The organism is Bradyrhizobium sp., assembly GCF_016462955.1.
GTDB lineage: Bacteria > Pseudomonadota > Alphaproteobacteria > Rhizobiales > Xanthobacteraceae > Bradyrhizobium.
In genome coordinates this window covers 1-25,722 of the sequence record NZ_JAEMSD010000036.1, presented here as the reverse complement: position 1 = coordinate 25,722, position 25,722 = coordinate 1, and the positions used below count along the sequence as shown (strand labels likewise).

Genomic DNA, 25,722 nt, shown 5'->3' with positions numbered 1-25,722 from the left:
CCCATGAACCAGGTGATGTCGAAGCGCCGCGACAATTCGGCCAGCGCCGCCCGCTTGGTCATCAGGATGATGCGGCCGTCCCACAGCACCTCGAACTGCGCCTTGGTCAGCATCTGCGGGCGAGGCGAGCCGGGATATTGCACGATGGCCTTGCCGTCGCCGGCCTTGCCGAGGATGAGGAAGCCGCCGTCACGCAGCGGAACGATGGCCGGCAGCGGGGTCTTGTCGAGCCGGCCCCAGCTCGTCTTCACCAGCCGTGCCTTGACGTTGAACTGTCTGGTGGAGCGCAGCATCTCGGTGATGCCGACGACATCGACGCCGAGCTGATGTCGGAGCTGCTCCGGCTCGGCCGGGACGCCGAGGAACTGGAGCATCATGACCAGCGCGGTCAGGCCGGGATCGGCCGGAGCCTTGGGAGGCGCGGCGGCTGACGGCTGGCTCGCCGGCTGCTCGCTCGCCCTGGTGTCGTTGATGTTCATGGACTTGCAGCTATCCGAGCTCACCGGGTCCGGATGATCGGACATCGCCCGCCGGCGGCAGGCGGCCGAATAGCTAACGCTGCTATGTTACGGTTTGATAACTACGTTCTGGCGTAGCACACAATGTTATTGCTTCAAGGCCGCGACGCGGTGTCGATTCCGATCTAGCCGAGAGCAGGGCCGTACCGGGGCACCCCCGATACGGCCGCTGAGGCGCTCGAGCTCAGGTCTGGGCGTGCAACAGTTGGGCGCTTTCGCTGCCGGGGCCCTGAGGGTTGATGCTTCCCTCGCCGGCATCCGGGACCAGGGTGCTGGAGAACTGGTTCAGGAGAGCCAGCGAGATCTCGGTGCCGCCCTGCCCGTCGGACGCCACGTTGATATCGGTATTGGCCTGGACGCCCGAGAACAGATAGCTGAACGATCCGCTTTCCGTGTTCAATGTGAGGTTTGCGCCGTCGAACGTGTAGGACGACACCAGGAGATTGCGGAAGTCGATGACGTCGCCGACCTCGAAGTTCGAGATGGTTCCGGTCAGTCCTGATGCGCTTTCGAGATAGAGCTTGGATGCCGCGCCCGAGAAGTCGACACCATTCTGCACGCCGCCCGCATAAACGTAGCCGATGCCGCCCGCGAGATGCGTGTCGCTGGCAGAGCCCGCCACGTCGAATTCGCCGCTGTTGACGAGCGCGCCGGACGCCGTGCCCGCCACGAACACGAAGCCGCCATTCACGATCGTCGCCGTGGCTGATCCGCCCACGTCGACATATTGCAACCCGCCGGCATTCACGGTCGTGCCATCAGCGGTCGCCCCGGCACCGATATACTCGTTTCCGCCAGCGAACACGACGGTATCGGTCGAACTGCCGGTCGCCAGCACCTGAAGGTTGCCGTTGACCTGGCTGCTCTGGACGTTGCCGCTGTTGACCTGTTGGAAGCCGCCAGCCTGCACGGTCGTGCCGATGGCTGTCCCGCTGAGAACGACGTGCTGAATTCCGCCGCTGGTGACCGTCGTGTTATTGGTCGTCCCTGCGACTTGCTGCACGCCGCCGCCAAACACGACGGTATCACTGGCCGTTCCCAGGACGTATTGAAAGCCGGCGTTGTTGATCTCTGTGCCGTTCGATGTGCCGTTGGCGTCCACATATTGCAGTCCGCCGGAGGAAATGACGGTGCCGTAGGTGGTACCCCCGGCGGCGACGAAATCATTGCCGCCGCTGACGATCACTGTTGCGTACGTCACGCCGCCGGCATGGACCTGGCGGTAGCCTGCCAGTGTCGTTCCGTTCACGGTGGCATTCATGACGTCCTGGTAGCTGCCGGCGCTGACGAGCACATTGCTGGCCGTGCCACCATACACGTGCTGAACGCCGCCGTTCGAAATCACGGCACCGTTGGAGGTGCCGTAGCTGAACTGGACGCCGCCGACGATTGCCGTGTCGTTGGCCGTGCCGCCGGCCTCGACCACGATGCTGCTGCCCGGGCCGACGGCCGTCGCGCCGGCGATAGTGCCGCCTCCGGCGACGTTGAGAGTGCCGGGACCGACGACGATGTAGGTGATGTTGGTGGGGGCGGACACGGTCGTTGTGCCGCTCGTTACGAGTTCAGTTGTCATTTGTGCCTCTGATGAGAGCCAATGGGGGTGATCACGCCATAGGGACAATTCGAAAAAGCGAATCGATCCAAGGTTAATGATGCGAATATATCATTGCGCTCTGATAATGTTATCGTGAAAGTGGCAAGCTTTGTGCGACCAATTGGCGGGCGCCGCGCGGGCTGCCGAGCGTGTTTGTCGGCGATGAACCGTGAAAATCGGGCGTGAGGCCGGGATCAGCGCACGAGCGGCGAGGCGGGCGGTCGCAGTTGCTCACTGCCGAACGATACCCAGACGTTGGGATCGGCGGCACTCTGCCGCGAAAGATAGCGATACTTCGTCTCGTACCAGAAGAGGATTTCGGGGGTCTGGTTGTCGAGGATCATTTCGCCGCGGTCGGAGCGGACCGTCAGAACGGCGTGATGTCCGCTGGCGGGCGCGGGCTGTTCGACCGTCGTGACCAGGAGCGAACCTTGTGGCCAGCCAGCCCGGACGAGCAGCTTGCGCTTGAGCAGAACGATATCTTCGCAATCGCCACGATCCAAGGGCAGCGTCCAGCGCTCGGCCTTGCCGTACAAGGTCTCATCGCTGGTCCAGCTCACGCGATCGTTGACCTGCTTGTTGACCTTGTACAGCTCCTGCAGCAGTTCGGGCGTCAACACCACGTCGCGCGTCTGATCCGGCTGGGGACGGCAGTCGGCGGCGTTTTCGACGCAGAATTGCTGCCATCCCGTCGGGGGCTTCGTCGTGGCGCCGATCGCGGCAAACAGGGCCGGGCGCGCCAGGAACGCCTGAGCGGGCTGTGAGGCGAGGCAGGCTGCGACCAGTCCGGCGGCAGCCAAGACTCCAACGGTGCTCTTCAGGCTCATGCCGTCCCCCGCAATCTCCGCAGGACAGGCTCGCACAAGCCACTCGCGATCCGGCTAAGGTGCCGACTAAAATTGTATCCAATTGGATGCCCCGCCCAAGGGGCGCGGGCGCTGAATGCGACTATCGTTAACAACCGATACGGATGTCACATAGAGGTCGGATCACCGACCTGATTGTGCGGGAGCAACGAACGAGCTCCGCCTGAAGTTGCCGGCGTGACGGACGGCATCGGGCAAAGCCGAGATGGTCCGGGCTCTTGTGCTCGGGCATGGCTATCCGACGTGGTCCGCCGAGCCGGCGCTGCGCGCGCCCGTCGCGGCAGGAGGGCCCGGCTGCCGTGCTGGCTCTTTTTTGCGCCCGCTATTTGCGGGGCCTGGCTGCTCCGGTCCGCGCTCGCAACCGCCGGCTGATCGCCCGCTCAGAAATGCGAGTCCTGCGGCCAGCGCAGCGCATGCCATTGCCCGGCGGCGATCTGACCCCGGCTCATCTTGGAGGCGACCGCGTTGCGCAGCTTCGCGTAGTTCTCCCGCATTCGCTTCGGTGCACGCGCAGTGGCGAGATTAAGCCATTTGTAGGCAGCGACGTCGTCCTGCGGCACGCCCTGGCCTTTGTCGTAAGCGAGGCCCAGCAGATATTGCGAGGTGGAATCGCCTTGCTCGGCGGCATGCCTGTACCAGTATGTCGCGGCATCGTAGCCTTGGGGGAGGCCCTGACCCGTCGCGTACATGAAGCCCACCATGCCCTGAGCTCTGGCACTGCCGCGTTCGGCCTGGGGCAACAACAGCCGCGCGGCCGTGTTGTAGTCGCCGCGGTTGAAAGCATGCGTACCGGCGCCGAGCGCATCGGCGTGAGCAGCGCAGGTCCAGGCTGGACCGAACGCGAGCACGACCAACGCTATCGTACGCAGCCTGGTCATGCGAAACGCTCCCGCATCTGAGTCAATCCCGGTCAACGGTACGTGGTTGCTGCGTTCGGCTGCGGGCCGATCGCGTTGATCGTGCCGCGAAGCTTGGTGCGCAGTTCCTCGGCGATGAAATGTGCGTCGGCGCCGTCGCGAATGATCTGGGGCCGGATGAAAATGATCAACTCGGTGCGCCTGACCTGCTTGTCGGTCTGGCCAAAAACGACCTCGCCGAGGCCGGGAATCTGATCGAGCCCGGGTATTCCGGCGCGGGCCTTGGTTTGAGTGTCGCTGATGAGGCCTGCCAGCAAGACGGTTTGGCCGCTCGCGACGGCAACGGAGCTGCGAACCTTGCGGGTCGACACCGTCGGCGTGAGCGAATTGGTCGAGGTCGACGAGGAGCGTGATCCCGACGAATTGCTGACGGGATTCGATATCTCCTGCTCGACGTCGAGCCTGACATTGCCGTTGGCATTGATGCGAGGGACGACGCGCAGGATGATGCCCGTGCTGCGGTAATCGGTCGTGTTGGCGATCGTGTTGTTGCCGGTCAGCACCGTCGCGCTTCCCGTCTGGATCGGACTTTCGTCGCCAACCTGCAAAGTCGCGATCTGGTTGTCGATCACGACCACCGAGGGGTTCGACAGCACCTTGACGTCCGTGACCGCATGCAACGCATTGAGGACCGCCCGCGGCGTTTGCGCCGAGCCCACCAGGAAGTTGAAGCCGGGGATGGCGCGTTGAAGCACGACGTCGGCCGCAGCCGCGGCGACGGAGGTCGCGCCATTGTAGCCGAACGAGCCGGTATTCGGCTTGAGGCCGACATCGCGGCTCATGATGTACGACTGCACGCCGTACTGCAGATCGTCCGTCAGGGTCACTTCGGCAATCGTCGCATCGATCGCTACCTGCAACTGGGGCTGATCGATCTCCCGGATGGTCTGCTCGATGATGCGGTACTGTTCCTGACTGGCATAGATCAGCAGCGTGTTGTTGACGCTGTCGGCGGTGATGCGGACGCCGTCGAGCAAGTTACCCGCACCCGCACCGCCGCGGCCGGTGTTTTGCCCAGCGCCGGCGCTGTCGAACAGACTGGTCCCGCCCTGCGCACTCGCTGACGCGCCGTAGCCGGCCTGACCGGACGAGGTGTCCGCGGAGGCGCCGTTTGCCGCACGTCCTCCAGCATTGGAGCTGAAGCCGCTGGCCGACGAAGCGGGCGCTGCAGAGAGCCGGCTGAGGGCGGATCCTCCGCTGGAGCTCGCCGCAATCCCCGATCCGGGCGCAATTGTCCCGCTCGCGCCGTCGAGCGGCGACGTCGCCGCACCCGACGTGCCGCCTGACCCGAACACGTCGTTGAGGACGCGCGCGATCTGCTTGGAATCTCCGAACTTGACCCGATACACGTGAACGGCGGACCGGCCGCTGTTCGTGGTGTCGAGGCGGCGTATCCAGGTCTCGACCCGCTTCAGCAACTCCGGCCGTCTTGTCACCGCGAGCACCGCGTTCATCCTGGCGATGGACTGGAACTTGATCAGATTCTGCGTCATCCCGCCTTCGCCGGAATCAACGATCTTCTCCAGTTCGGCGATAATCGGGCCCGGATTGCTGTTCTGGACCGGAAAGACGCCGACCGATTGGCCCTTGAGGAAATCGGCGTCGAAACTGAGCACGAGGTCGACCGCATTCCGACGCTCGCTGCCGGACCCCTGAACCAGGATCAGATTCCGGCTGGTGTCGGCGCGGACCATTCCCTGCTTCGTTGCAAAACTGTCCACCAGCTTGATCACGGTCTGCGCCGAGACGTATTGCAGCGGTACGACGGTGATGCCGTAACCGGGCGTCATGCGGTCGGATGCATCCGCGGCACCCGTACCGACCGCGTCCTGCTGCGGCATCAACCTGTAGCCGGTATCGTCCCGCACCAGAGCCACGCCGCCGATTCTCAGCGCATTCTCCAGGGCGAACGCGACGTCGGACTTCGGTATGGGGCGTCCGGAAGACAGGCTGATATTGCCCTGGACGCGCGGGTCTATCACATAGCCGACGCCGAGGATGTCTCCGAGGACGACCTTGGCGACGGAGGCAATCGGTGAATTGTCGAAATTCAGCTCGAACCGCTCGGTACTGACGCTGGCCTGCTGCGACGACGTCGCTACGGGCGCGTCCTCGCCAGAGCCGCCGGTATAGATTGCCGTCTTGGCACGCGGGCCGGTTGACAGCTCACGCTGCGGCAACTGGTTCGGATAGCGCGGCAACAGGTCAATGGACCGGACCTTGTCGAATACGTCGGGGTCCTTGCCGGCATCGGCATCCGCAACGCCACTCACCGTGTTGCACGATCCCAGCAGCACGCAGATGAAGGCGCACTGGACGACAAAGCCGATCCGGAATGCTGTTCGGCTCACTGTCTGCCTCACTCACGCACGGGCCACTGGTTTTTCGTTGCGGCGGGCGAGCCGGCCAAGCGCTTGCTTATCTCCCTCGTGTGACATTCATGTGTTATGTTATCGACCGCAATCAGTCGGTTCACATCAAGATATATCGTAAATCCACCGCTGCGCGGGATTTCCGCAGCTGGCACAGCAGCTTTTCCACACGCGTTCCATCGTATGAGAGAGGAGTATCGTCACTGCTCATGGCGTCACATTTCCGTTCGTAAAAATGAGGTAAACGGCCCGCTCGCCGCTCTGCGGCCATCAGAGTGACTCCGGTAGACGTACATGGCTTTCCCGAATGTGCGCGAGTTCGCGGCTCGCCTCGCCCTGGATCCGGGAGTGACGACGGCCGTCGATGCTCGCGGAAACCCGGCAATCATGTCCGAAGGCGGGCTGCGCCGCTTGTGGGAAACCAGCGAACTGTCGGCGAATGAATTCGCCGACGAGGCAGCCTCGTTCTTCGGCCTCGCACGTGCGAGCCTCCAAGAGATGATGGCGGCCCAGCCGCTGGTCCAGCAGTTTTCCCGGCGGTTCCTGCGAGAGATGGCGGTCTTTCCCTACCAGCCCTCCGAAGGCGCACCGATGTTGGCGCTCGCCGATCCCACGGACCGCGCCTCGGTTCAGGCCGCCTGCATCGTGTTCGGCGCAGATCCCGCACTTAAAGTGGCCTCGTTCGAGGACATCGCCACCGTGCTCGACCAGCGCCTCGGCGACGAAGAACCCGCGGGCGTCGGCGCTGTCGCCAACGCGGCGGTGCATGACGACGACATCGACAATCTCCGCGACCTCGCCAGCGGTGCGCCCGTCGTGCGGGCCGTCAATGACATGTTCGAAACGGCGGTCGAACTGCGGGCCAGCGACATCCACATCGAGCCGGGTCGCAACGCGCTTGCGATACGCATGCGCATCGACGGGCTGCTGCGCAGCGTCGCGACGCCGGCCGGCATTCCGCCAGCCGCGGTGATCTCGCGGATCAAGATCCTGGCAGGCCTCAATATCGCAGAACGACGTTTGCCGCAGGACGGGGGAGCGCGGGTGCGCGCGGCCCGTTCAGAGGTCGATATTCGCGTTGCGATCATGCCGACGCAGCACGGCGAGTCCGCGGTCATTCGCCTGCTGCCGCGAGATCGGTCGTTGCTGTCGATCGACAAGCTCGGCTTCCTGCCGGACGATCAGAGCAAGTTGCGGCGAATGCTGGCATTGCCGCACGGCATGATCATCGTCACCGGTCCTACCGGTAGCGGCAAGACGACGACCCTTGCGACCGTGCTCTCGCTGCTCAATGAGCCGACACGGAAGATCCTGACGATCGAGGATCCCGTTGAATATGAAATTCCCGGCGTATCGCAATCCCAGACCAAGTCCGCGATCGGTCTGACATTCGCCACTGCACTCCGTTCATTCGTGCGGCAGGACCCCGATGTCATCATGGTCGGCGAGATCCGCGATGCAGAGACCGCCCATGTGGCAATCCATGCCGCTCTCACCGGCCATCTGGTCCTGACGACGCTGCATACCGAGACAGCCGCCGCGGCGGTGCCACGGCTGCTGGACCTCGGCGTCGAGGCGTTCCTGCTGCGCTCGACCCTGCGTGCAGTCATAGCGCAGCGGCTGGTTCGGCAGCTCTGCGACCGTTGCAAGAGCAGCCGGCCGCTGACTCATGGCGACCTCGAGGCCGATCCCCGCTATGCGGCGGTCGGCCTGTCGGTGGGCGACGTCATCTTCGAGCCGGGCGGCTGCGAGCGCTGCGGCCAGGTCGGATATCGCGGTCGCATCGGGGTATTCGAGGTGCTGGAAATGAGCGAGGAAGTCCGCGCGCTGATCGAGGAACAGTCCGATTGGGAGTCGATCGACAAGGTCGCCATCCGTAACGGAATGACGACGATGATCGAGGACGGGCTTGCCAAATGCCTGTCCGGCATGACCTCGGCAGCCGAGATCCTGCGCGTGACCACCGTCAGGTGATGGCATGCCGAACTTCCGGTATCGGGCGATGACTCAGAAGGGTGAGGTGGTATCGGGAACGATCGCGGCTGCCAGCCGCGCCGAAGTGGCTCAGCGCATCGAGTATCTCGGTCTGGTGGCGATCGATGCCGATGCCGAGATCCAGACAGAGGGATGGTCGCTGTCGCGCGCGCTCTCGAGGCCGGGGCCGGCGGAGGTCACCATCTTCACCCGCGACCTGGCCTTGTTGCTGAAGGCCGGTGCGCGGCTCAACGATGCACTCGAACTGCTCGCCAACGACATGGATGCCGGCCGGCTTCGCCCCGTGATCAACGGCATCAAGACCGCACTGTTGTCCGGCGAGAGTTTTGCCGAGGCGCTGGCGCGAGAACCGACTTTGTTTCCGCCGATGTACGTTGCTCTGGTTCGTGTCGGCGAGATGTCCGGCGGTCTGGATCACATCCTGGAGACCATCGGTATCGAGCGGTCGCGTGCCGAGGCGTTGCGGCGCAAGGTCACCGGCGCCCTGCAATATCCGGCGTTCGTGCTGCTCGCCGCGGGCGGTGTACTGATCTTCTTCGTCACGTTCGTGCTGCCGCAATTCTCGGCGGTGTTGCGCGACTTCAACGCGAAGACCGACCCGGTGATCGAGGTCTTTCTCGCGTTATCGGATCTTCTGCGCGGTCATGGACTGGAAATCGGCGTGGCGGTCGCGGTGAGCGTGATCGGCGGCGGGATGGCCTGGCGCCGGCCGTCCGTTCGGGCCGGTCTCCTGACGCAGATCGCGAGATTGCCCGTCATTTCGACCATCGTGGAATTTCATCGCGCCGCCTTGTTCTCGCGCAATCTCGGCATTCTGCTCGGCAGCGGCGTGGCGCTGACGGCGACGCTCCGCATCCTCATCGACATCATGACCGTCACTGGCAACGCGCCGGCGTGGTCGGCGATGGCCGATCGCGTGCGACATGGTGGCAGGCTCGCGGACGCGCTGGCGGCTTCCGCCGTCCTGCCGCCGGTCGCGGTCCGGATGTTGCGTCTCGGCGAAGAGACCGGGCAACTGCCTACATTGTCGGGACGCGTCGCCGACTTCTACGAGGAAAAGCTGCAGCGGCAGCTGGATCGCGTCGTCGCCATCATCGGCCCTGCCGCGATCATCCTGATCAGTGTCGTCGTCGGCGGTCTGATCGTGTCGGTGATGACGGCGCTACTGTCTGTGACTCAAGTGGTTGGTTGATAGGGGAGGTTGTCTGTGATCGGCTTTACGAGAAAGGACCCGAGGCCTCTGCCGACGGGGCCGCGGCGATGGCGTGGCGAAGAAGGATTCACGCTGGTGGAGATGCTCGTCGTCATCACGATCATCGGCATGATCATGGCGTTGGTGGGCCCGCGGGTGCTCAACTATCTCAGCGATTCCCGTGTCAAATCGGCCAAGATCCAGATCCAGAGCTTCGCCAGCGCGCTCGACCTGTTCTATCTCGATGCCGGGCGCTTTCCGACCAGTTCTGAAGGCCTCGGCGCGCTCGCGCATCCCGTGAGCGGCATCGCGTCGTGGAACGGGCCTTACTTGAAGGGCGGCAATGTTCCCAACGACCCCTGGGGCAATCCCTATGTCTACAAGCAGCCGGCAGAGCGTGGTGCCTATGAAATCCGATCCTTGGGCGCCGATGGCCAGGAAGGCGGTACCGGTACGGCAGCAGATCTCGTGTCCGGGCAGAGCTAACGGCGGCGAGGCCGGTTTCACGCTGCTCGAAATGGTTTGCGTGCTTGCGATCGTTGCGATGCTCGCGGCAATCGCGTTGCCGCGTTCACCGTCGCAGACATCTCGGCCCCGGCTCCAGGCCTATGCGATCGAGATCGCTGCTCTGCTGAAGGCGGACCGGACTGCCGCGCTGGCGCGTTCCGGCACGGTCAATGTCGTGGTGGACGCCCGCGCGCGCACGGTGAGATCTGGCTCCGGTCCCTGGATCGTCGAGGTGCCGCAGGACGTGGTATTCGACGCGCTGCTGCCGCAGCGCTGCAATGGCCGTGCCGCGCTCTCGACGATCAGCTTTTTCGCCAGCGGCACATCGTGCGGCGGTGCCATCCGTCTGACGCGTCTCGCGGGTGCAGTCGAGGTACGGGTAAACTGGCTGACGGGAGGAGTTGAAATTGTCGCCAGCGACCTGCTCTAGATATCGGACAGAGGGCGGCTTCACCCTGATCGAGGCGTTGGTCGCGCTGGCCTTGGTTGCGGTCGGACTGGCTGCGATTGGAACACTCGTCGCGACCAATTCGCGCGGGGCCCTGAAACTCGATCAGCACGCCGCGCTCGCAAGCGCGGCCCGCGTCGTGATTGCGACGCTGCCGCACGCCGGCGCTCCCATGCCGGACGACCTCCGGGGCCGTGTAGCGGGCCATCGGTGGCAAATGCGCGTGACACCCTTCGCGGATCGAATTTCACTGGTCCAGGAGTCGCAGTTCGTCCCGCAGCTCGTGCAATTGCGCATTCAAGGCCCCGGAGGAGCAGTGATGTCGTTCGAAACCGTTCGCCTGCAGAGCCGGAGCACAATGCGATGATACATCGGACGCGGCTGCGCTCGGATGAGGGCTTCACGCTGTTCGAGGCGCTGGTCGCGCTGGCGCTCATGGGCCTGATCATGGGCGCCTTGACCTCTGTGACCTCGCAATGGCTGCCGAGCTGGAACCGAGGAATTATCCGGGCTCAACGTAGTGAAGAGGTCGCCGTCGCGCTGGATCGGTTGGCGGCAGATCTGTCTGCGGCCGAGTACGTGACACGCATGGACAACGCGCCGTTGTTTCGCGGCGGAGAGCAATCAGTCACGTTCGTCCGGTCGGTGCTCGGCCCGAACAGCCGGCCCGGGCTGGAGATTGTTCGGATTTCGGAGATCAACGATAAGGGTGCAACGGCATTGGTGCGCATGCGGGCGCCCTTCTTTCTGTTGTCGCCCGGGGATCCGCGCGCGGATCAGATCCAGTTCGCCGATCCGGTCGTGCTGTTGCGGCTGCCTTATCGCGTGAGCTTCGCCTATGCGGACACTGATGGCAACTGGGGCAGCCGTTGGCTCAACTCCGGAGAATTGCCGGCGGCAGTCCGGTTCGACGTCAGGGACGCGCATCGTGGCACTTTCATTTCGGGGGCCGCACGCATTCATGTGGACAGGGCAGCCCCGCGACCGGATCCGTCCGTTCTGCAGGAGACGCCGCGGTCCGGAAACAGGCCAACATGACCATGCCCAGGCTCAGGCGCTCCAGATCCACGGATGTCACTATCGCAGAGGACGGATTCATCGTCGTCATCACCCTCTGGCTGCTGGCCGGATTGGCCGCGCTCGCGACCGTTGCCTCCGCTTACATCGGGCAATCGGCCCTGGCGCTTTCCACGCTCGATGCGGCGGCGCAATGGGAGATGCTGAGTTCCGCGGGGGTCGAATTGGCCGCTTACCGGCTGTCGGGCCCGGCTACGCTGCGGCGCCCGAGCCATGGCCGGTTTGATTTCCAGCTTGCGAATGCGACCGTGCGCATCGAATACATGTCGGAATCGGCACGCATCAATCTCAACACGGCGCCGGCATCGATGCTCGCAGGCTTGTTCAGGGCGGTCGGTGCATCGGCCGAGGCGGCGGACCTGTACGCCATGCGCGTCGTCGCTTGGCGGACTCCTCCGAAATCGGATGGTCAAGACAACGAACTGGCGAGCTACAGGGCGGCGGGCTTGCCTTACGTACCGCGGCAGGGGCCGTTCAGCAGCGCTGACGAATTGTGGCTGGTGCTCGGCCTTCCGACGCCGCTCGTCGAGCGCACCATGGCGTTTGTCACGGTGTACAGTGGAATGAGCGAGGTCAACGTGCTCGACGCCGCACCGGAAGTCCTCGCTGCGCTGCCCAACATGACCTCTGCCAAGCTGGAGGCGTTTCTCAGTGAACGCGCCGAGCTGCCGCGCGACAATCCGGAATTCGTCATCGGCGCCCTCGGAGGACGTCAGCCCGGCGCCACCACGTCGGCAAGCAGCGCCTACCGGTTGCGGATGCACATCACGTTGCAGGATGGTCGCCAACGGATGCCGGAAGCCGTCATCCAGATGTCCGAGCCAGGTGATCCAAAAGCGTTCCACGTATTGGCGTGGACGGACGAGGTCGATTCCGAGCGGGCAGGCCGGCCACGGCCGCGGGAGGGAAGATGAGCATTCCCGGTGACATCGCGACTGCGTCGTCTCTTTGGATTGATTGCGTGGCCCGCACGCTGTGTGCGCAGTTTGACCGCGTGCGCCAAACCAGGCGGATTCTTCTCAGCGAGGACAGCTCCGGCAGCTTTTCCCTGAGCGTCGCGCGCACGGTGGGCAAGGCCACGGATCTGGCCGATGCGCGCATTCATCTCGGGGATGGTGCGGTCCGCGAAGTGCTCCCGGAGGCATGGTCGGCCGCGATGAAGGGGGCTGTCGTAGATATTCTCCTCCTGCCGTCGCGGTTCGTGTTCCGCCCTCTGGATTTGCCGGGGCGTGCCGTAGAGTTTCTCGAAGGCATTGTCCGCGCCCAAGTCGACCGGCTGACACCTTGGGCTGCGGACGACGCTGTTTTCCGCTGGACGAAGCCGCAGGCGAAATCCGATGATCATGTCGAACTGACGGTCATCGCCACGGCGCGAAAAAGCGTTATGTCGTTGGCCCAGCCATTCATCGAGATGGGTGCTACGGCGGTCGAGGTCTCGACGATTGCCGCTGGGAACGAACGCGTGATGGTCCTCAGGCACAGCGCCGACGGCGGAAATGGTGCAGTTCGTGTGCGACGCGGCCTCATCGCCGTGCTGGGATCGACGGGCGTGCTCGCGCTGCTATCGGTCGGACTGGGCGGGATTGTGACGGAATCCTATGATGCCGCGCAGCAGCTAATTCAGCGGCGGATCACGCAGATCCGTGTCACGGCTCGCGGCAATCAGGTTTCCGGCAATAGTGCGCTCGAATTGCTGGCTCGTCGCAAGCAGACCATGCCATCGGCGGTGATGATGCTGGAGGAACTATCGGCTCTTCTGCCCGACCATACCCACGCGACAGAGCTGCGGCTCGAAGGCACAAAGCTGCAGATCAGCGGAATGACCGCCGATGCCGCCTCGCTGATCCAACTGCTGGAGCAGTCGCCGCGCGTGGCCGGTGCCGGGTTCTTTGCGCCGACCACGCGCGCAGCCGGCGAACCGGGCGAACGGTTTCATATCGAGGCCAAGCTCAAGCCGCAGGCCGGGTCGGGCACATGATGAATATGCCAAAACTCGAGGCGTATCTCGCCCGCTACCCGGTTGCCGCGGTGGCAGCCTATCTAGCGCTGGTCGTGCTGTTCGTGTCCACCACGGTGCAGACAACGATCGAAATCCTGGGCAGCCGTGACGCTGTGGTGTCGAGCGCTGAGATCCTGCAGACGCTCGAATCGCGTCATCCGCTGCCTCGCGCCATGGCGCGTAGCGACGCCGGCGTCTCCATGGGATCGCCGTTTCTCGAAGGGCCGACAGCTTCGGTCGCGAGTGCCATGCTGCTGCAACGCGTGCTTGCGGCAACCAAGCGCGTCAGCGGCAACACGCTGTCATCGCAGGTCGACATTCAGGGGCCCTTGGCCAAATCCGGATTTGTCTCTGCAACATTCAACATCGAGTTGCCATCCGGCGCGCTGCAGCCGCTTCTCTATGATCTGGAGGCCGGCATGCCGTTCCTGTTCATTGACGAGCTGGTTATCCAGCCGGTCTCGAACGGCACCGACAAGATGCGGCTCGTGCTGGGCATTTCGGCGCAACGGCAGGGCACCAAGTGACGGGTGGCCGGACAGGCCGTCTGGGACAATCACGCTGAGATCGGAGAAGAGCGTTCGTCATGCCAGCAGGATTCAATGCCGATCATGTCGCGAGTACGATCGAGTCCGCAGGAAGCATGGCTGAGGTGAACGGTCCGCCGGTCGCAAGACCGGATAATGACTTCCTCGCGTGGTTGCGCGGATTGCCGCACAGATGGTCGCGCGTCACGACGAGCACCACCTACGTCCCGCAAATCGACGGCCTGCGGTTTCTCGCGATCATGGCGGTGCTGGTCTATCACGCCGCATCGCGCGGCGAACGGCTGTACCGGACTCCATCAAGCCTCGAGACCGCGATCGTGCAGTATCTTCCGCACGGCTCCCTCGGGGTTTCACTGTTCTTCTTCATCAGCGGATACATCATCGCATATCCGTTTCTGTCGGGTCGGCCGCCGGCCCTGAAGCATTTTTTCCTGCGGCGGCTGACGCGGCTCGAACCTCCCTACATTCTGGCAATGCTGGGGTGTTTTGCGGTGCTCGCGGTCGGGCCGGCGCCGATGGATGCGCCGAACTTCTACTTCACGCAAGCTCCCCTTTGGCAAAGCCTGCTGGCCTCTCTCACATATTCGCATTCGCTGGTGTTCGGCGAACATCCGCGGCTCAACCCACCGACATGGTCGCTGGAACGAGAGGTTCAGTTCTACGTCCTTGCTCCGTTCGTCCTCTACCTCTACGGCAGGATTCGTGGTCGCGCGCCTCGTATCGCCGTCGGGGTGGTCGTCGTGGCCATTCTCCTGGTGCTCGGCGAAGTCGTCACGGACCGTTTCGAGCGGACAGGTTTCATCAGAAATACATTGGTCTCCGAGTCCTACGGTTTCATGCTGGGTATCGTCGCCTGCGACTACAGCATCTGGAAGAACGTCTTCGCCTTGCCACGGAGAGCCGTTTTTGATGTCGGCTTCGTGGTTGGACTGGTCGGTATCCTGTTCACGGGAGCGGTCCAGTTCAATCTCGATTTGCAACCGTCTTTGGCGCTTCTGATTTTCAACGATGTCTTTCGGGCCGGCTGTATCCTGCTCTTGTTCATGGCCGCGGCCCGGGGAACCTGGTCGAAGGCGTTCCTGGGCTTTCCCTGGATCGCGCTGATCGGAGGAGCGTGCTACTCGATATACTTGGTACATCTGCCGGTGATTCACTTCTCGGCACATCTGATGGGCAGGTTCGTCGAATTCCATTCCATTGCGCAGGCCTGGCTGGTCTCCTGGGCCCTCATCATCCCCATCGCGATCGGCGCCGGGATGGTCTTCTACCTGCTGGTCGAGCGCCCGTGCATGAACCCGGCGTGGCCAACGGCGCTTTGGCACGCCGTTCGAGGAGGGTTCGTAAGGCTGCGGCGATCTGCGACCGAGGCGTGAAGTCGGCCGGCGGCATGATTGATTTGCGCATGCGCAAGTCGCTGGAGTTACGTGAACCGTTCCACAGCCGCCTAACGTCGTCGCGGCGAGACGCCGCTCTTGGCCGCAATCTGCGCGCGGCCCAGCATGGCTTCGTCCCTCGGCCTGAACAGCAGGAGCATGAAGGCGACGGTGAAGCTGTCGCCGAGGCTGAAAATCTGCGGTTGAAACAGCGCTCCAAAATACATTGCGCACATGCCGGCAAAACGAGCGCAGTCGAACCGATGCTGCTGGCGGCTTTTTCCGGAGGCAGAGCAGGCCTTGATACCGGCGACCGCGATGCACCAGGCCAGCAGCGAGACGAGCGCAAATCCGCCGGGGACGCCGAACTCCACGATGAGCTTGAGATAGCCGCTGTGGCCGCCGTCATCGCCGATGGCGCGCTTGAACCCGATCCCGAATGGGTTTTCGGTGATCGCGTCCATCGCGTTCTGCCAGCGGTCGTCGCGTCCCGTAAAGCCGGAGCCTGTGCCGCGGTCGGGGTCGTCGAGCGCGACGATCGAGGAGATCTGAGGCCAGAAGATGATTGCCGCCGCGAGCGCAAGGACGGCAACGGGGATTTTGGCCTTCCCGAACGGATCGAATGTCATCTCATGCACGACCAGCGCGATCAGGCAGCCCATCAGGGCGTATCGCGAGCTGACCGTTGCGATCAGTCCAAAGCAGATGATGCGTACGGCCTGTCCGGTCAGGCCGGGACGGAACTGCGAGAACACGAATGCTGCAAGAAGCGGTGCGGAATAGAGGTTCGGGTGAAGAAGTCCGCCGATGGTTCGGCCTTCGGGCCATCCATAGATCGCAATGGCGGAGATGCCGAAGACGCATAGCACGATCGAGGTAACGCTCATGCAGCGCTCGAAGTCGGCCATTGGCATCGTCCAAAGCACCGAGAGCGTAAGCGCCATGAAGGGGAGCAGGGAGGTGTAGAAAATTCCGCTCATAACGTCCGATTCGTCGCCGTGCAATTGAAGGACAGGAGACGTGAAGACGATGAGAAGAATGATCAGCTGGGGCTGGTCGATCCGCGCGGCGATCGTAGCCAGATTGCCGGCGTAGGCGAGGCCCACCGTTCCCATGTAGAGGCAGAGGCCGATGGCTTGGCAGATCGCATAAACGCGGGCGCTGTCTCCGATCATGGGAAAGCTGAGCAGCGACAGCCAGGCGCAGATGGCGGCCGATGCGGCGAATATGGCGATGCGATCGTGGTTCATGCCGGCAAGTCCGATGCTGCGGAGCCGGCCGGGACGGCCGCGATGACGGCAGGATCAAATTGGGCCATCGACCGGGGTATGTGGATATGATCTGGCGCCAGACCGGCGCGCTGCCGCGCCGTCATGGCGATAAAGCCGGCTTCGATACGGCGGCAGAATTGCTCGGCATCATAAAGTGGTGACCGCAGCCGGTTGCAGGCAAGTTTCGTGCGCAGCGCAATCAGTCGAGCGGGATCTTGGGCAATGTCGATCGCCAGTTGCTCGTAGGCGGCGGGTGTCGCCGCCACCAGTTCCGGAAGCCCGATCGCGTTCAGCAGACTCGCTCCGACGCGACCGGCAAACGTTTGCCCTAGGCAGGTCAGGACCGGAAGGCAGGTCCACAGCGCATCGCTTGCCGTGGTGTGGGCGCCGTAGGGAAGCGTGTCGAGGAAAAGGTCCGCACAGCGATGTCGTGCCAGATGGTCCGCGGGCGGCAGCCTCCGGGCGAAGACCAGGCGATCCGGTGCGGTGCCGCGGGCCGCGGCCTCACGACGCAGATTGTCAGCGGCCACCGGATTGTCCTCGAACAACCATAAGACGCTGCCCTCGACCGCGTTCAGGATCCGCATCCAGGAGGCGAAGACATCGGGCGTTATCTTGTAATTGTCGTTGAAGCAGCAGAACACGAACGCGTCGGCGGGAAGCCCGTGCGCGGCACGATCGGCCGGCACATCGGCGATGGCGCGGCTGCGATCGTTCGCCTGATAGCTGTCGGGGAGCCAGACGATCTTCTCGGCATAGGCCACGGCATCCTGTTCGGGAATGACGTCCCGGTCGGCGATGACATAGTCGATGAAGTCGGCGCCGATGGTCCCCGGAAAGCCGAGATAGCTGACCTGGATCGGCGCGGGACGCCGCGCCAGGACGCCGGTGCGGGCGTCCTGGGTAAAGCCCTTCAGGTCGATCAGGATGTCGATCTCCAACCGCGCGATGAGCTCGGCGATTTCGGTATCGCCGAGTGGCCTCGCGTCGATGAAACGGTCAAAAGCAGCCACGATCCGTTCGCGCATGTCCGAGCTATCGTCCGGCCCGATCGAGAGGGCGGTGATCTCGAAGCGCGTCCTGTCATGATGTTCGAACACGCCAGCCATCAGGTGCGAGGTCGCGTGCTGGTGGAAATCGGCGGACAGATAGCCGAGGCGGATCCGGGCATGGTCAGGCCGGCGCGGGACCTGTGCGGCCTGGCTGCGGTAGTTACGACTGATCCAATTCCGCGCACACTGCAGCTGTTCGACCGGTGTCGAAGGCACTGCGACGAACATGAAGGGCGCGACGATCCCGCCACCACGGACGGCGGCCCGGAGTGCGGCACATGCCGCGTCAAAGCCGTCCCAGTTGCAGAGATGCATCTTCACCCGATGACATGCGGCGACCACGTCGGGCTGATCCGGTTTGAGCGCGAGCGCGCGATTCCAGGCGCTCAGCGCCGTGTCGTATTGTTTCAGGAGGTAGGCGACCTGGCCCTTTGCCAGCCATGCGGCCGCAAAGTTCGGATGGAGATCGGTCGCACGGTCCAGCGCGGCCAAAGCATCGTCATGGTGGCCCAGCGCGAGCGCCGTCGTGCCACGGCCAAGCCAGGCTTCGGCGAAACCGGGATCGGTGCCGATCGCACGATCGAATGCTGCCGCCGCATCCCGCTGGCGTCCGGCGCGAAGCAGGACGTTGCCCTTGCCGCACCAGGCCGCGGCAAGCCCGGGCCGGGTCTCCAGCGCGTGCTGATAGGCCGCGTCGGCCTCGTTGGGCCGCTCGAGATCGAGCAGCGCGTTGCCGCGGCCCACCCAGGCCTCGGCGAGATCGGGGCGCAGCTTCAAAGCATGGTCTGCCGCCGCGAGCGCTTCCTCGCGCCGTCCGAGCTGGATCAAGGCAAAGCAGCGGCCGAGCGCCGCTTCGGCCAATGCGGGCTGCAGTGCAAGCGCGCGGTCATAGGCGGCGAGCGCCTCACCATGCCGCTGGTCTGTATAGTGAATTGTTCCGACGTCGAGATGTGCCTGCGCGAAATTCGGTTGCAGCTCGATTGCGTGGCCATAAGCCGCGAGCGCCTCCTCGTGCCGTCGGCTCTTGGCGAGGGCCGAGCCGAGCATGGCGTGCGCAGGAAAATGACGGGGATGATGTTTGATGAGCCGCGCCAGCAGATCGATCGCTTCTTTGAACTGGCCAAGTGCGAGATGGCCGGCCGCGCCGGCATGCAGCAGCGCGAGACTGGCCGGAGCGATAGGCAACGCCTGCCGGCATAGCTGAACGAGCTCATCATGTTCGCCGGCACGATGCAGTACGGACGCATAGTTCTCGACGAAGTCCACGTTGGCCAGCGCCGCCCCGAGGGACTGCTTCATCAGGAGCTTGGCACGGATGAGATTTCCGGACGCCGCCTCCGCCACGCCAAGGAAATGCAGGGCATGCAGATTGCGAGGGTTCTTCCTGATGATGCGCTTGTAGAGCTTCGCGGCACCTGCGATATCCCCCTTGTTATGCAGGGAGGTCGCTTGGTCCAGGAGTTGTGCCTCGTTACGCATCTGGAAAACAGCGTCCGTGTGATGTCGGCCGCCAAGCCGGACCCCGTTCCTTATTTCGCCAATTGAACAGGACTGTGACAACAGCCCGTACCCGCGTCCGTTCGCACCGCAGAGTGACACGGTACGCGATGACGAGCCAATCTCGGCGCGCTTTGAGTGCTTCAGGAAGACTACACGTCGAACCCGGTCAGGCGACGGAGCTCCGCCCGCAGCTCCGATCGATCATTGATGTGGCTTACGGCCGCTTCAAGTTCAGCCACCTTGGCCCCGACCAGGAAGCGGTACCAGAGACCCTGCAGGCCGTGATAAACGAGGCCCTGCTTGCCGTCCAGAAACCCGAGCTGGAAGATCAGGCGATAAAGGAAGTAGGAGGGCGCGCTGATCTGATACGGAATCCGGTTGTAGAGCCGCTCCTTGATCCAGCGCTTGAGCGCAGCTTGAAGCGATCCCTGTTTGTCGTTGGCCGGACCGGCTTCCGCGGAAAGACCGGTGCGGCTGCTGATCACATCAATCGCCTCGCGCGTCGCGTATTTGTTGTGCTTGTCGGTGAAGTAGGTGAGGTCGTTGAGATTATGATCGGCAAAGCCGCCCTCGAACGTGATGGTGCGGCCGCCCCAGACGATCACGTGCTCGTCCATCCAGCGGTCCTCCACCCGGCCATGACCTCGCCGCCAGATACGGAGGAGCACCAGCGGATAACGGCCGCCATGGCGGATCCAGCGACCGAGGAAAATGTGCTTGCGCTTCAGGTTGACGCCCACCACGCCCTCGCCGAGCCGGGGCAACTCGTCGCGAATACGCGCAGCGAGATCCGGCTCGATCACTTCGTCGGCGTCGAGCCGCATGATCCATGTGGAGGAGATGGGGGCGTTGTCGAGTGCCCATTGATATTGCCTGGCATAGTTGACGAACCTGTTTTGCAGCACGACCGCGCCGTTGGTGCGGGCCAGCTCGACCGTTCGATCCGTCGAGAAGCTGTCGACGACGAAGATTTCGCTCGCGAAGCCGGCAACGGACGCCAGCGCCCGCGTGATGTGACGTTCCTCGTTGTAGGTCAGGATCACGACGGCAAGGCTCGGCATCTTACTGTCCTTGGTCATGCTCGTACTGCTTTTGGTTGTCATCCGGAGATGGTCGCCTGATCTAGTGTCCCAACTGAACAGGATTGTGACAGGGATGTTCAGCAGGCGGGACGTCCAATGTTGTGTTATAGGCTTGTAATAGTGTCACGTCATATCGTGACGAGCTCGCTCGGCTATCGCCAAGCGCTGTATCGGCTCCTCGGTCGCTTCGGGAAAGTCATGCTTGAAACGCGTGTCGCAGGCCCCTCTGGCGAACCGGACCGGGCGATCGCAAGAGCCAGCCGCCGGCTGTCGGAGCGAGTGCGTCTTGACCAGGGCCGATGGCTCCAGATCGTCAATATCGGTCTGATGGTTGCAGGGCTCGCATTGGGGCAGGGGGTCATCTTCGCCGTCCAGACCGGCCTGTTGGCCGCGGGCGAATACGCGCTGCTCTCGTCCTTCGCCACCCATTATTCCTTCGCGATGCTGGGCATCATCCTTGTTGAGGCGGGCGCCACTATCACCTTGGCCCGCGCTGTTGTGCATCTGTCGCCGGGAGGGCTGCCGAACCCAAGGATGTGGCAGGCCTTTGCTGATACCAGCACGATCAGGATGTTGATGGCCTTGATCGTCAGCTCGGCTGCTGTGCTCTATGCCGCAGAAATCTCCGACGACCCGCTGGGACGTTGGTACGCGTTCCTCGCGCTGCCCGGCCTGCTGCTGTGGTCCGTCAATGGTGTCGGTCTGCTCGATGGCCTGAGATTGAGCGGGATCAGCGGGTTGACGGGCTCGATCGCTTATGTCGTGAACGCGCTCGGACTGCTCATGGCCTCGCATCGCTCTCTGGAGGCCGCTGGCGCGATCATGGGCGCTGCATTCTCGCTGGGGTATCTCTTGACGCTCTTCGCGCAATGGGCAGCCTTGGCCTGGAAGGGTTGGTATCCCAGATTTCACAGGCCTTCACGGGCAGGGCTGTCGAGGGCGTTCAGGGACGGGCTGACGCTGTCGTTCCAGATCGTGCCGGGTCAAATCGGCATGCGCGTCCAACTGGTGTTGAGCGCGACCTGGCTCGGTGCAGAGACCACGGCCGTCTTCGTCTATGCCAAGCAGATCGTTGGCGCCGCCACGCAGGTGCTGCAATTCGTCCTTCGGGTTGAATTTCCAGGTCTGGTCGAGCGGCTGGCGTGCGCGGAACGGCAGGGCTTCGTCGGCATGATGGCTGCTCAGAAGATGACGCTCGCCTGCGCCTTGCTCTTCTCCATTGGTACGACGCTGCTTTCCGGGCTGGTTGCCGCCTGGTCGGACGGTGCTCTGCATCGGGTTGCCATCGTCATGGTCGGCTTTGCGCCGACCATCCTCACATTGGGGCTGCTGCAGATGAGCTCGCAGGGTCTTGCCGCTTTGGGAGCTTATGCCGCGTCGGCCTGGGCGATGGGCATCGGTGTCGCGGTAGGCGTTGTTGCGAGCTGCGCGCTGCTGCCGCTGCTCCACGTCTTCGCATTTGCCGCCGCTGAAGTGATCTTGAATCTCGTCACGCTTGGTATCGGGTATCGCTATCTGGAGCGCGCCCGCCCGGCTCGGCCGCAGGCTACCGAGCGCGCCTGAATTCAGGGGCGCTCCTTGGCGGAGAGCAGGCTGCGGGCAGGCGGCCGCATGGATCGACCGGAGGCCAGACGACCGGTTTCGTCCGGACGGCGACGGCTTCCGGTCGTAATCTGCTCGATCGAGCGCATTGATGTCGCCGGCTGCGGGACGCGCGCGGCGTGCGATGGCGCACATTGCGGAAGCGTCATGAACTCGCGCTCCAGCGACCGCAGAATCGAGGTCCGGTCCCATTTCTGTTCGGCGCGCGCGCGCGCGACCGCGCCCAGTCGGGAGCGCAGTGCTGCGTCGGCCGCCAGGGTCACGAGGGCTTCCGCCAACGCGGCGGCGTCGCCGGGCGGAATTACCAGGCCGGCACCGTCGACCTCAGTTGCAAGACCCGTACCCGGCTTTGCCATTGCAACGAGCGGACGGCCCGATGCCAGCATGCCGGCGAGCTTGGATGGAAGCACCAGATCGGCAATCTCGGCCTTCTGCGGTAAAAGCTGGATGTCGGCGGTGCTGAGCAGTTCTGAGACGCGATCGAGTGGCTGAAGGTCCAGGAAACGAACATTATTCAGGCCCTGGGACATCTCCATGAGCGTAGATCTGGCCGGTCCGTTGCCGCACAGGACGAACTTCAGGGACGGGTGTTTCTCCTCCACGGTAGCCGCTGCTTCGACGATCAGCTCCAGTCCCTGCTTGGTCGACATGGCGCCGGAATAGAGGGCGACGATATCGTCCGGTCCGAGATGCAAGGCGGCCCGCAGCCGTGTCTGACGTGAACCGGGCGCGACGCTGCTGGTATCGATCCAGTTGCGGAATTCGCGTAGCCTGGTCGGAGCGATCCCCTTGTGCTCAAGCTGTGCCATCATCTGCGGCGAGATGGTCGACACTCGCTCGAAAGCCTTCAGTATCCAGCGTTCGAACGTCGCCATGACGCGACGCGTGGCGCTTCCGCGCAGCAGGCCGACTTCGAAAGCGGCGTCCACTTCCAGATCCTGAACATGGCACCAGGACGCAGCGCCGGCCAAGCGCGCGGCAAGAGCGGCGACCGGTGCGGACAACAGGGAGGGGGCGACCACGAACACGATGTCTGGCCGCCAGAACAGAGCCGCCGACAAGAGCGGGGCTGTGGCCGAGATCAGGAAAGAGGTGTGATGGAGCAGCCGCTTCAACCCGGACGGCTGGGCCGGTACATAGATCGGCACCCTAATGACGTCCACCAGATTCGAGCGTTCACGGACATACCATGAGGTGCGATACTCCCGCGGTATGCTCCAATCCGGATAATAAGGCGGGCCGGTCACGACGCGCACGTCATGACTCCACGCGGCCATGCTTTCACAGAACTCGGTCGTGTATTTGGCAACGCCAATCAGATCGGGAGCGTAATTGATCCCCACCACCAGCACCCGCATGACCGCCCTCATTTCCGCGGCCTAAGCGCCTGGCTTCGACCGGCCTCGAATCCCGGCCTGCCGAACCAGTTGGGCAATCGGGCATGGCGCCTGCAGGGCGAAGCACGCCGGACGTGAAACAGAGCGGGCTATCGCCCGGTCCTGCGCGACGTCAGCTTGTTCCCGCCTGCATCCTGGTGCTACTGATATCATTCATCATGTGACAGTATCACTATAACGATAAGACAGATAACAATTAGGGAGAGACGGGTGCGTTGCATCAGGTCAGCCCGCGACGCTGGTGATCGCCGGGACAATTTCGCTGCCGTGATACGCGCGTCAGCTGTGTGGCGCGGCCTTCAGGTCGCTGATCACGTCGATCAATGCCGTCGCCATCCGATCGACGCTGAATTGCTCATCGAACAGCGGACGCGTGCGCCGGGTCATGGCCGCGCGGTCGTTCTGCGACATGGCAAGCCATGCGCGGAGCGTATCGAGGGTGCCTGCCGCGGAATCCTCGCCGACGAGCCCGGCCTGCGCTGCGACGACCTCTCGCCAGATGTTGACCTTGTTCGAGACCAGCACCGGCAGTCCGCAGCCCAGCGCCTCGGCAACGGAAATGCCGAAGTTCTCCTGATGCGATGGCAACATGAACGCTTCGCTGGCGTAAAATGCGCCCCATTTTGCGTCGCCGGCCAGCATGCCGGGCCACGTAATTCTATCAGCAACGCCAAGCGCTTGCGCGCGGGCCTTGAGATCCGCAACCAAGCCGGTCTGGTCTGGCCCCGCCATCAGCAGATGCAGGCGCGGTTCCTGGACGGCGACCTGCGCAAAGGCGTCGATGATGAGGTCGCAGCCCTTTTTGACATGAAGCCGTCCGAGGAACAGCAGCACGCGTTTCCCGCGCAACTCGGGATGACCGGCAAGGAAGGACTTGCGCAGCCGATCCGCGTCCTGAGGGGGAAGGCGCGTTCCATAGGAGACGACACGCTCGCGTGCCCGGTACGGCCAGAACGATTGACGCGCCAGCAGCCGCTCGTCCTCGCTGGTGAACAGGACCGCGGCGGCATCGCGCAACACCCGGTATTCGGCGAACCGCCAGTAAGCGAGCTTCTTGAGGCGTTTGAGCGGGTAGGTCCGGTTGAACCACGGATCCAGCATGCCATGCGTGAAGATCACATAGGGGCGCCCCAATTCACGCATCACCTGCCAGGCGGCGAAGCTGTGATATTGCCAGAGGCCATTGACCACAACGGCGTCGAAGCCCGCCGCCTGGGCGCGCAGCCAAGGGCGAAGCGACGCCGCGTAAGAATACCGGCCGCGGCGCGGCGGGCCCAGAGCGTGCACCGGAAGCGGGAAGGCGTCGACATGCGCTGCCCCGGGATCATCGCACGAAGCCACTTCGACCTCGTGGCCCATTTCCCGCAAGCGAAGCCCGCGCTGGAGCACGCCTTCGATCGGCCCGCCAAATCGCCGATCGACGCTGGAGATGACGTGCAGCAGTTTCATGACCGAGACCTCATGCCGCAGCAAAGCGTTCGTAAAGATGCTTTGCCCAGTCGCGGTACTGCATGATTCCGCGGCGCGCCCCGGGATTGAGCCATTGATGAATTGGCACGGAGAACCCGGTCTTGGGGCGGTTGAGGATCGCGTCCGGCAGGTGCGGCGCCACCCGGCGAACGATGGTGCGCTTTTCGTTGGCTGCATCCAAATCTGGCAGCTCGACGAAGTCGCGAAGCAGCTGCAGGTCGACCAATGGCACGCGGATTTCGAGTGAGTGAGCCATGCCTGCCCAGTCGGCGTCACGGAGCAACTGATTGCGCATGTACCATTGCATTTCGAGCGCCGAGACCGCGAGCCGATCGCTATCGAGCCCCTCGATGCTCCCATCGAGGCGTTTCACTGACTCCAGCTCCTCCAAGCCCGCCTTCGCCATTGCAGGGTCCATCAGGCGAGCGAGTTCCCACGGCATGTGGAGGGCTCGCCGGAGCAGATAGGCCCGCGCAAGCGTATGGCCGTATTCGGCCAAGCCGGCATATTTGGGGGAGGGCATCAGGGATGCAAATGGTTGGGCGAGATTGCGCAGGAGAACGCCGGTGCGCTCGCTGATCGGCGTTCTCTGCATCAGCTTCACCAGCTTCGGCACCTGATCGAAGCTGGGATAGGAGCCGAACAGTTCGTCACCGCCGAGGCCGGAGATGGCAACCTTGAGACCTTGCGCGGCCGCGGCCTTTGACACGAACCAGACGTTGACGCCGTCGATCGAGGGCTGGTCCATCGCGGCGATCAACTTTTCTCGGTCGCACTCAAAGTCATGGGCGGAGATCCGGTTCAGCGCGTGTTTCGCGTTGAGCAGGCGCGCGACCTCGTCGGCCAGTTCCGCCTCGTCGTGCGGCGTGCCGGCATATTCGTTGAAGCCGAGGGTGAGGGTGCGCAGTTCACCCGCGTGCGCCGCACAGGCCGCAAGCATGG

General features: G+C 63.6%; 22 protein-coding genes. 11 read left to right on the top strand and 11 right to left on the bottom strand.

Annotated features, from left to right (window positions below):
- The 5 genes from JHD07_RS06560 to gspD form a co-directional block, all read right to left on the bottom strand.
- The coding region (locus tag JHD07_RS06560; RefSeq protein WP_291620235.1) for a cysteine peptidase family C39 domain-containing protein at positions 1 to 479 on the bottom strand (479 nt) is incomplete at its 3' end.
- A 223-nt stretch (positions 480 to 702) separates the two neighbouring features.
- Positions 703 to 2,091, bottom strand: coding sequence for a hypothetical protein (locus tag JHD07_RS06555; RefSeq protein ID WP_291620233.1), 1,389 nt, complete (start codon positions 2,089 to 2,091; stop codon positions 703 to 705).
- Between the two features lie 215 nt (positions 2,092 to 2,306).
- A complete protein-coding gene (locus JHD07_RS06550; RefSeq protein ID WP_291620231.1) occupies positions 2,307 to 2,939 on the bottom strand; it encodes a transglutaminase-like cysteine peptidase in 633 nt (210 codons plus the stop codon).
- A 419-nt stretch (positions 2,940 to 3,358) separates the two neighbouring features.
- Entirely contained in the window at positions 3,359 to 3,856 is a 498-nt protein-coding gene (locus JHD07_RS06545) for a tetratricopeptide repeat protein (protein ID WP_291620228.1), read from the bottom strand.
- Positions 3,857 to 3,888: 32 nt separating this feature from the next.
- The gene (gspD, locus tag JHD07_RS06540; RefSeq protein ID WP_291620226.1) at positions 3,889 to 6,246 is read right to left on the bottom strand and encodes a type II secretion system secretin GspD; all 2,358 of its coding nucleotides are present in this window, start codon (positions 6,244 to 6,246) and stop codon (positions 3,889 to 3,891) included.
- A 408-nt stretch (positions 6,247 to 6,654) separates the two neighbouring features.
- Between gspD and JHD07_RS06535 the strand changes: the two genes are divergently transcribed.
- The 10 genes from JHD07_RS06535 (at position 6,655) to JHD07_RS06490 (ending at position 15,406) form a co-directional block, all read left to right on the top strand.
- Complete coding sequence (locus JHD07_RS06535; RefSeq protein WP_291620241.1) at positions 6,655 to 8,241, top strand: GspE/PulE family protein; 1,587 nt, start codon at positions 6,655 to 6,657, stop codon at positions 8,239 to 8,241.
- Between the two features lie 4 nt (positions 8,242 to 8,245).
- Positions 8,246 to 9,454, top strand: a complete 1,209-nt coding sequence (locus JHD07_RS06530; RefSeq protein ID WP_291620224.1) for a type II secretion system F family protein — start codon at positions 8,246 to 8,248, stop codon at positions 9,452 to 9,454.
- Between the two features lie 48 nt (positions 9,455 to 9,502).
- On the top strand, positions 9,503 to 9,940 hold the full coding sequence (gene gspG / locus JHD07_RS06525; RefSeq protein ID WP_291620238.1) for a type II secretion system major pseudopilin GspG: 438 nt from the start codon (positions 9,503 to 9,505) through the stop codon (positions 9,938 to 9,940).
- The gene (locus JHD07_RS06520) at positions 9,885 to 10,391 is read left to right on the top strand and encodes a prepilin-type N-terminal cleavage/methylation domain-containing protein (RefSeq protein WP_291620222.1); all 507 of its coding nucleotides are present in this window, start codon (positions 9,885 to 9,887) and stop codon (positions 10,389 to 10,391) included. Before gspG ends, JHD07_RS06520 begins: the two co-directional genes overlap by 56 nt.
- On the top strand, positions 10,369 to 10,776 hold the full coding sequence (locus JHD07_RS06515) for a prepilin-type N-terminal cleavage/methylation domain-containing protein (RefSeq protein ID WP_291620220.1): 408 nt from the start codon (positions 10,369 to 10,371) through the stop codon (positions 10,774 to 10,776). Before JHD07_RS06520 ends, JHD07_RS06515 begins: the two co-directional genes overlap by 23 nt.
- Positions 10,773 to 11,447, top strand: coding sequence for a prepilin-type N-terminal cleavage/methylation domain-containing protein (locus JHD07_RS06510; protein WP_291620219.1), 675 nt, complete (start codon positions 10,773 to 10,775; stop codon positions 11,445 to 11,447). Before JHD07_RS06515 ends, JHD07_RS06510 begins: the two co-directional genes overlap by 4 nt.
- A 92-nt stretch (positions 11,448 to 11,539) precedes the next feature.
- Entirely contained in the window at positions 11,540 to 12,400 is an 861-nt protein-coding gene (locus tag JHD07_RS06505; RefSeq protein WP_291620217.1) for a type II secretion system protein GspK, read from the top strand.
- Positions 12,397 to 13,464: a PilN domain-containing protein gene (locus JHD07_RS06500; protein WP_291620215.1), complete on the top strand. Its 1,068-nt coding sequence runs from the start codon at positions 12,397 to 12,399 to the stop codon at positions 13,462 to 13,464. The genes JHD07_RS06505 and JHD07_RS06500 overlap by 4 nt, the downstream gene beginning before the upstream one ends.
- Positions 13,461 to 14,012, top strand: coding sequence for a type II secretion system protein GspM (gspM, locus tag JHD07_RS06495; protein ID WP_366863991.1), 552 nt, complete (start codon positions 13,461 to 13,463; stop codon positions 14,010 to 14,012). Before JHD07_RS06500 ends, gspM begins: the two co-directional genes overlap by 4 nt.
- Positions 14,013 to 14,071: 59 nt before the next feature.
- Positions 14,072 to 15,406 (top strand): acyltransferase, encoded by a 1,335-nt coding sequence (locus JHD07_RS06490; protein ID WP_366863989.1) that lies wholly within the window; start codon positions 14,072 to 14,074, stop codon positions 15,404 to 15,406.
- 71 nt (positions 15,407 to 15,477) lie between these two features.
- Here the strand turns inward: JHD07_RS06490 and JHD07_RS06485 are convergent, their stop codons facing one another.
- From JHD07_RS06485 to JHD07_RS06475, 3 genes are all read right to left on the bottom strand, one after another.
- The gene (locus JHD07_RS06485) at positions 15,478 to 16,656 is read right to left on the bottom strand and encodes an O-antigen ligase family protein (protein WP_291620211.1); all 1,179 of its coding nucleotides are present in this window, start codon (positions 16,654 to 16,656) and stop codon (positions 15,478 to 15,480) included.
- Positions 16,653 to 19,208, bottom strand: coding sequence for a tetratricopeptide repeat protein (locus tag JHD07_RS06480; RefSeq protein WP_291620209.1), 2,556 nt, complete (start codon positions 19,206 to 19,208; stop codon positions 16,653 to 16,655). The genes JHD07_RS06485 and JHD07_RS06480 overlap by 4 nt, the downstream gene beginning before the upstream one ends.
- A 170-nt stretch (positions 19,209 to 19,378) precedes the next feature.
- Positions 19,379 to 20,308: a glycosyltransferase family 2 protein gene (locus JHD07_RS06475; RefSeq protein ID WP_291620208.1), complete on the bottom strand. Its 930-nt coding sequence runs from the start codon at positions 20,306 to 20,308 to the stop codon at positions 19,379 to 19,381.
- A 138-nt stretch (positions 20,309 to 20,446) separates the two neighbouring features.
- Here JHD07_RS06475 and JHD07_RS06470 point away from each other — a divergent pair, with 138 nt between their 5' ends.
- On the top strand, positions 20,447 to 21,874 hold the full coding sequence (locus tag JHD07_RS06470; protein ID WP_291620205.1) for a hypothetical protein: 1,428 nt from the start codon (positions 20,447 to 20,449) through the stop codon (positions 21,872 to 21,874).
- A gap of 2 nt (positions 21,875 to 21,876) precedes the next feature.
- Here the strand turns inward: JHD07_RS06470 and JHD07_RS06465 are convergent, their stop codons facing one another.
- The 3 genes from JHD07_RS06465 to JHD07_RS06455 form a co-directional block, all read right to left on the bottom strand.
- Positions 21,877 to 23,271, bottom strand: a complete 1,395-nt coding sequence (locus tag JHD07_RS06465) for a WcaI family glycosyltransferase (protein WP_291620203.1) — start codon at positions 23,269 to 23,271, stop codon at positions 21,877 to 21,879.
- Positions 23,272 to 23,589: 318 nt separating this feature from the next.
- On the bottom strand, positions 23,590 to 24,759 hold the full coding sequence (locus tag JHD07_RS06460; protein ID WP_291620201.1) for a glycosyltransferase: 1,170 nt from the start codon (positions 24,757 to 24,759) through the stop codon (positions 23,590 to 23,592).
- 10 nt (positions 24,760 to 24,769) lie between these two features.
- The coding region (locus JHD07_RS06455; protein WP_291620199.1) for an asparagine synthase C-terminal domain-containing protein at positions 24,770 to 25,722 on the bottom strand (953 nt) is incomplete at its 5' end.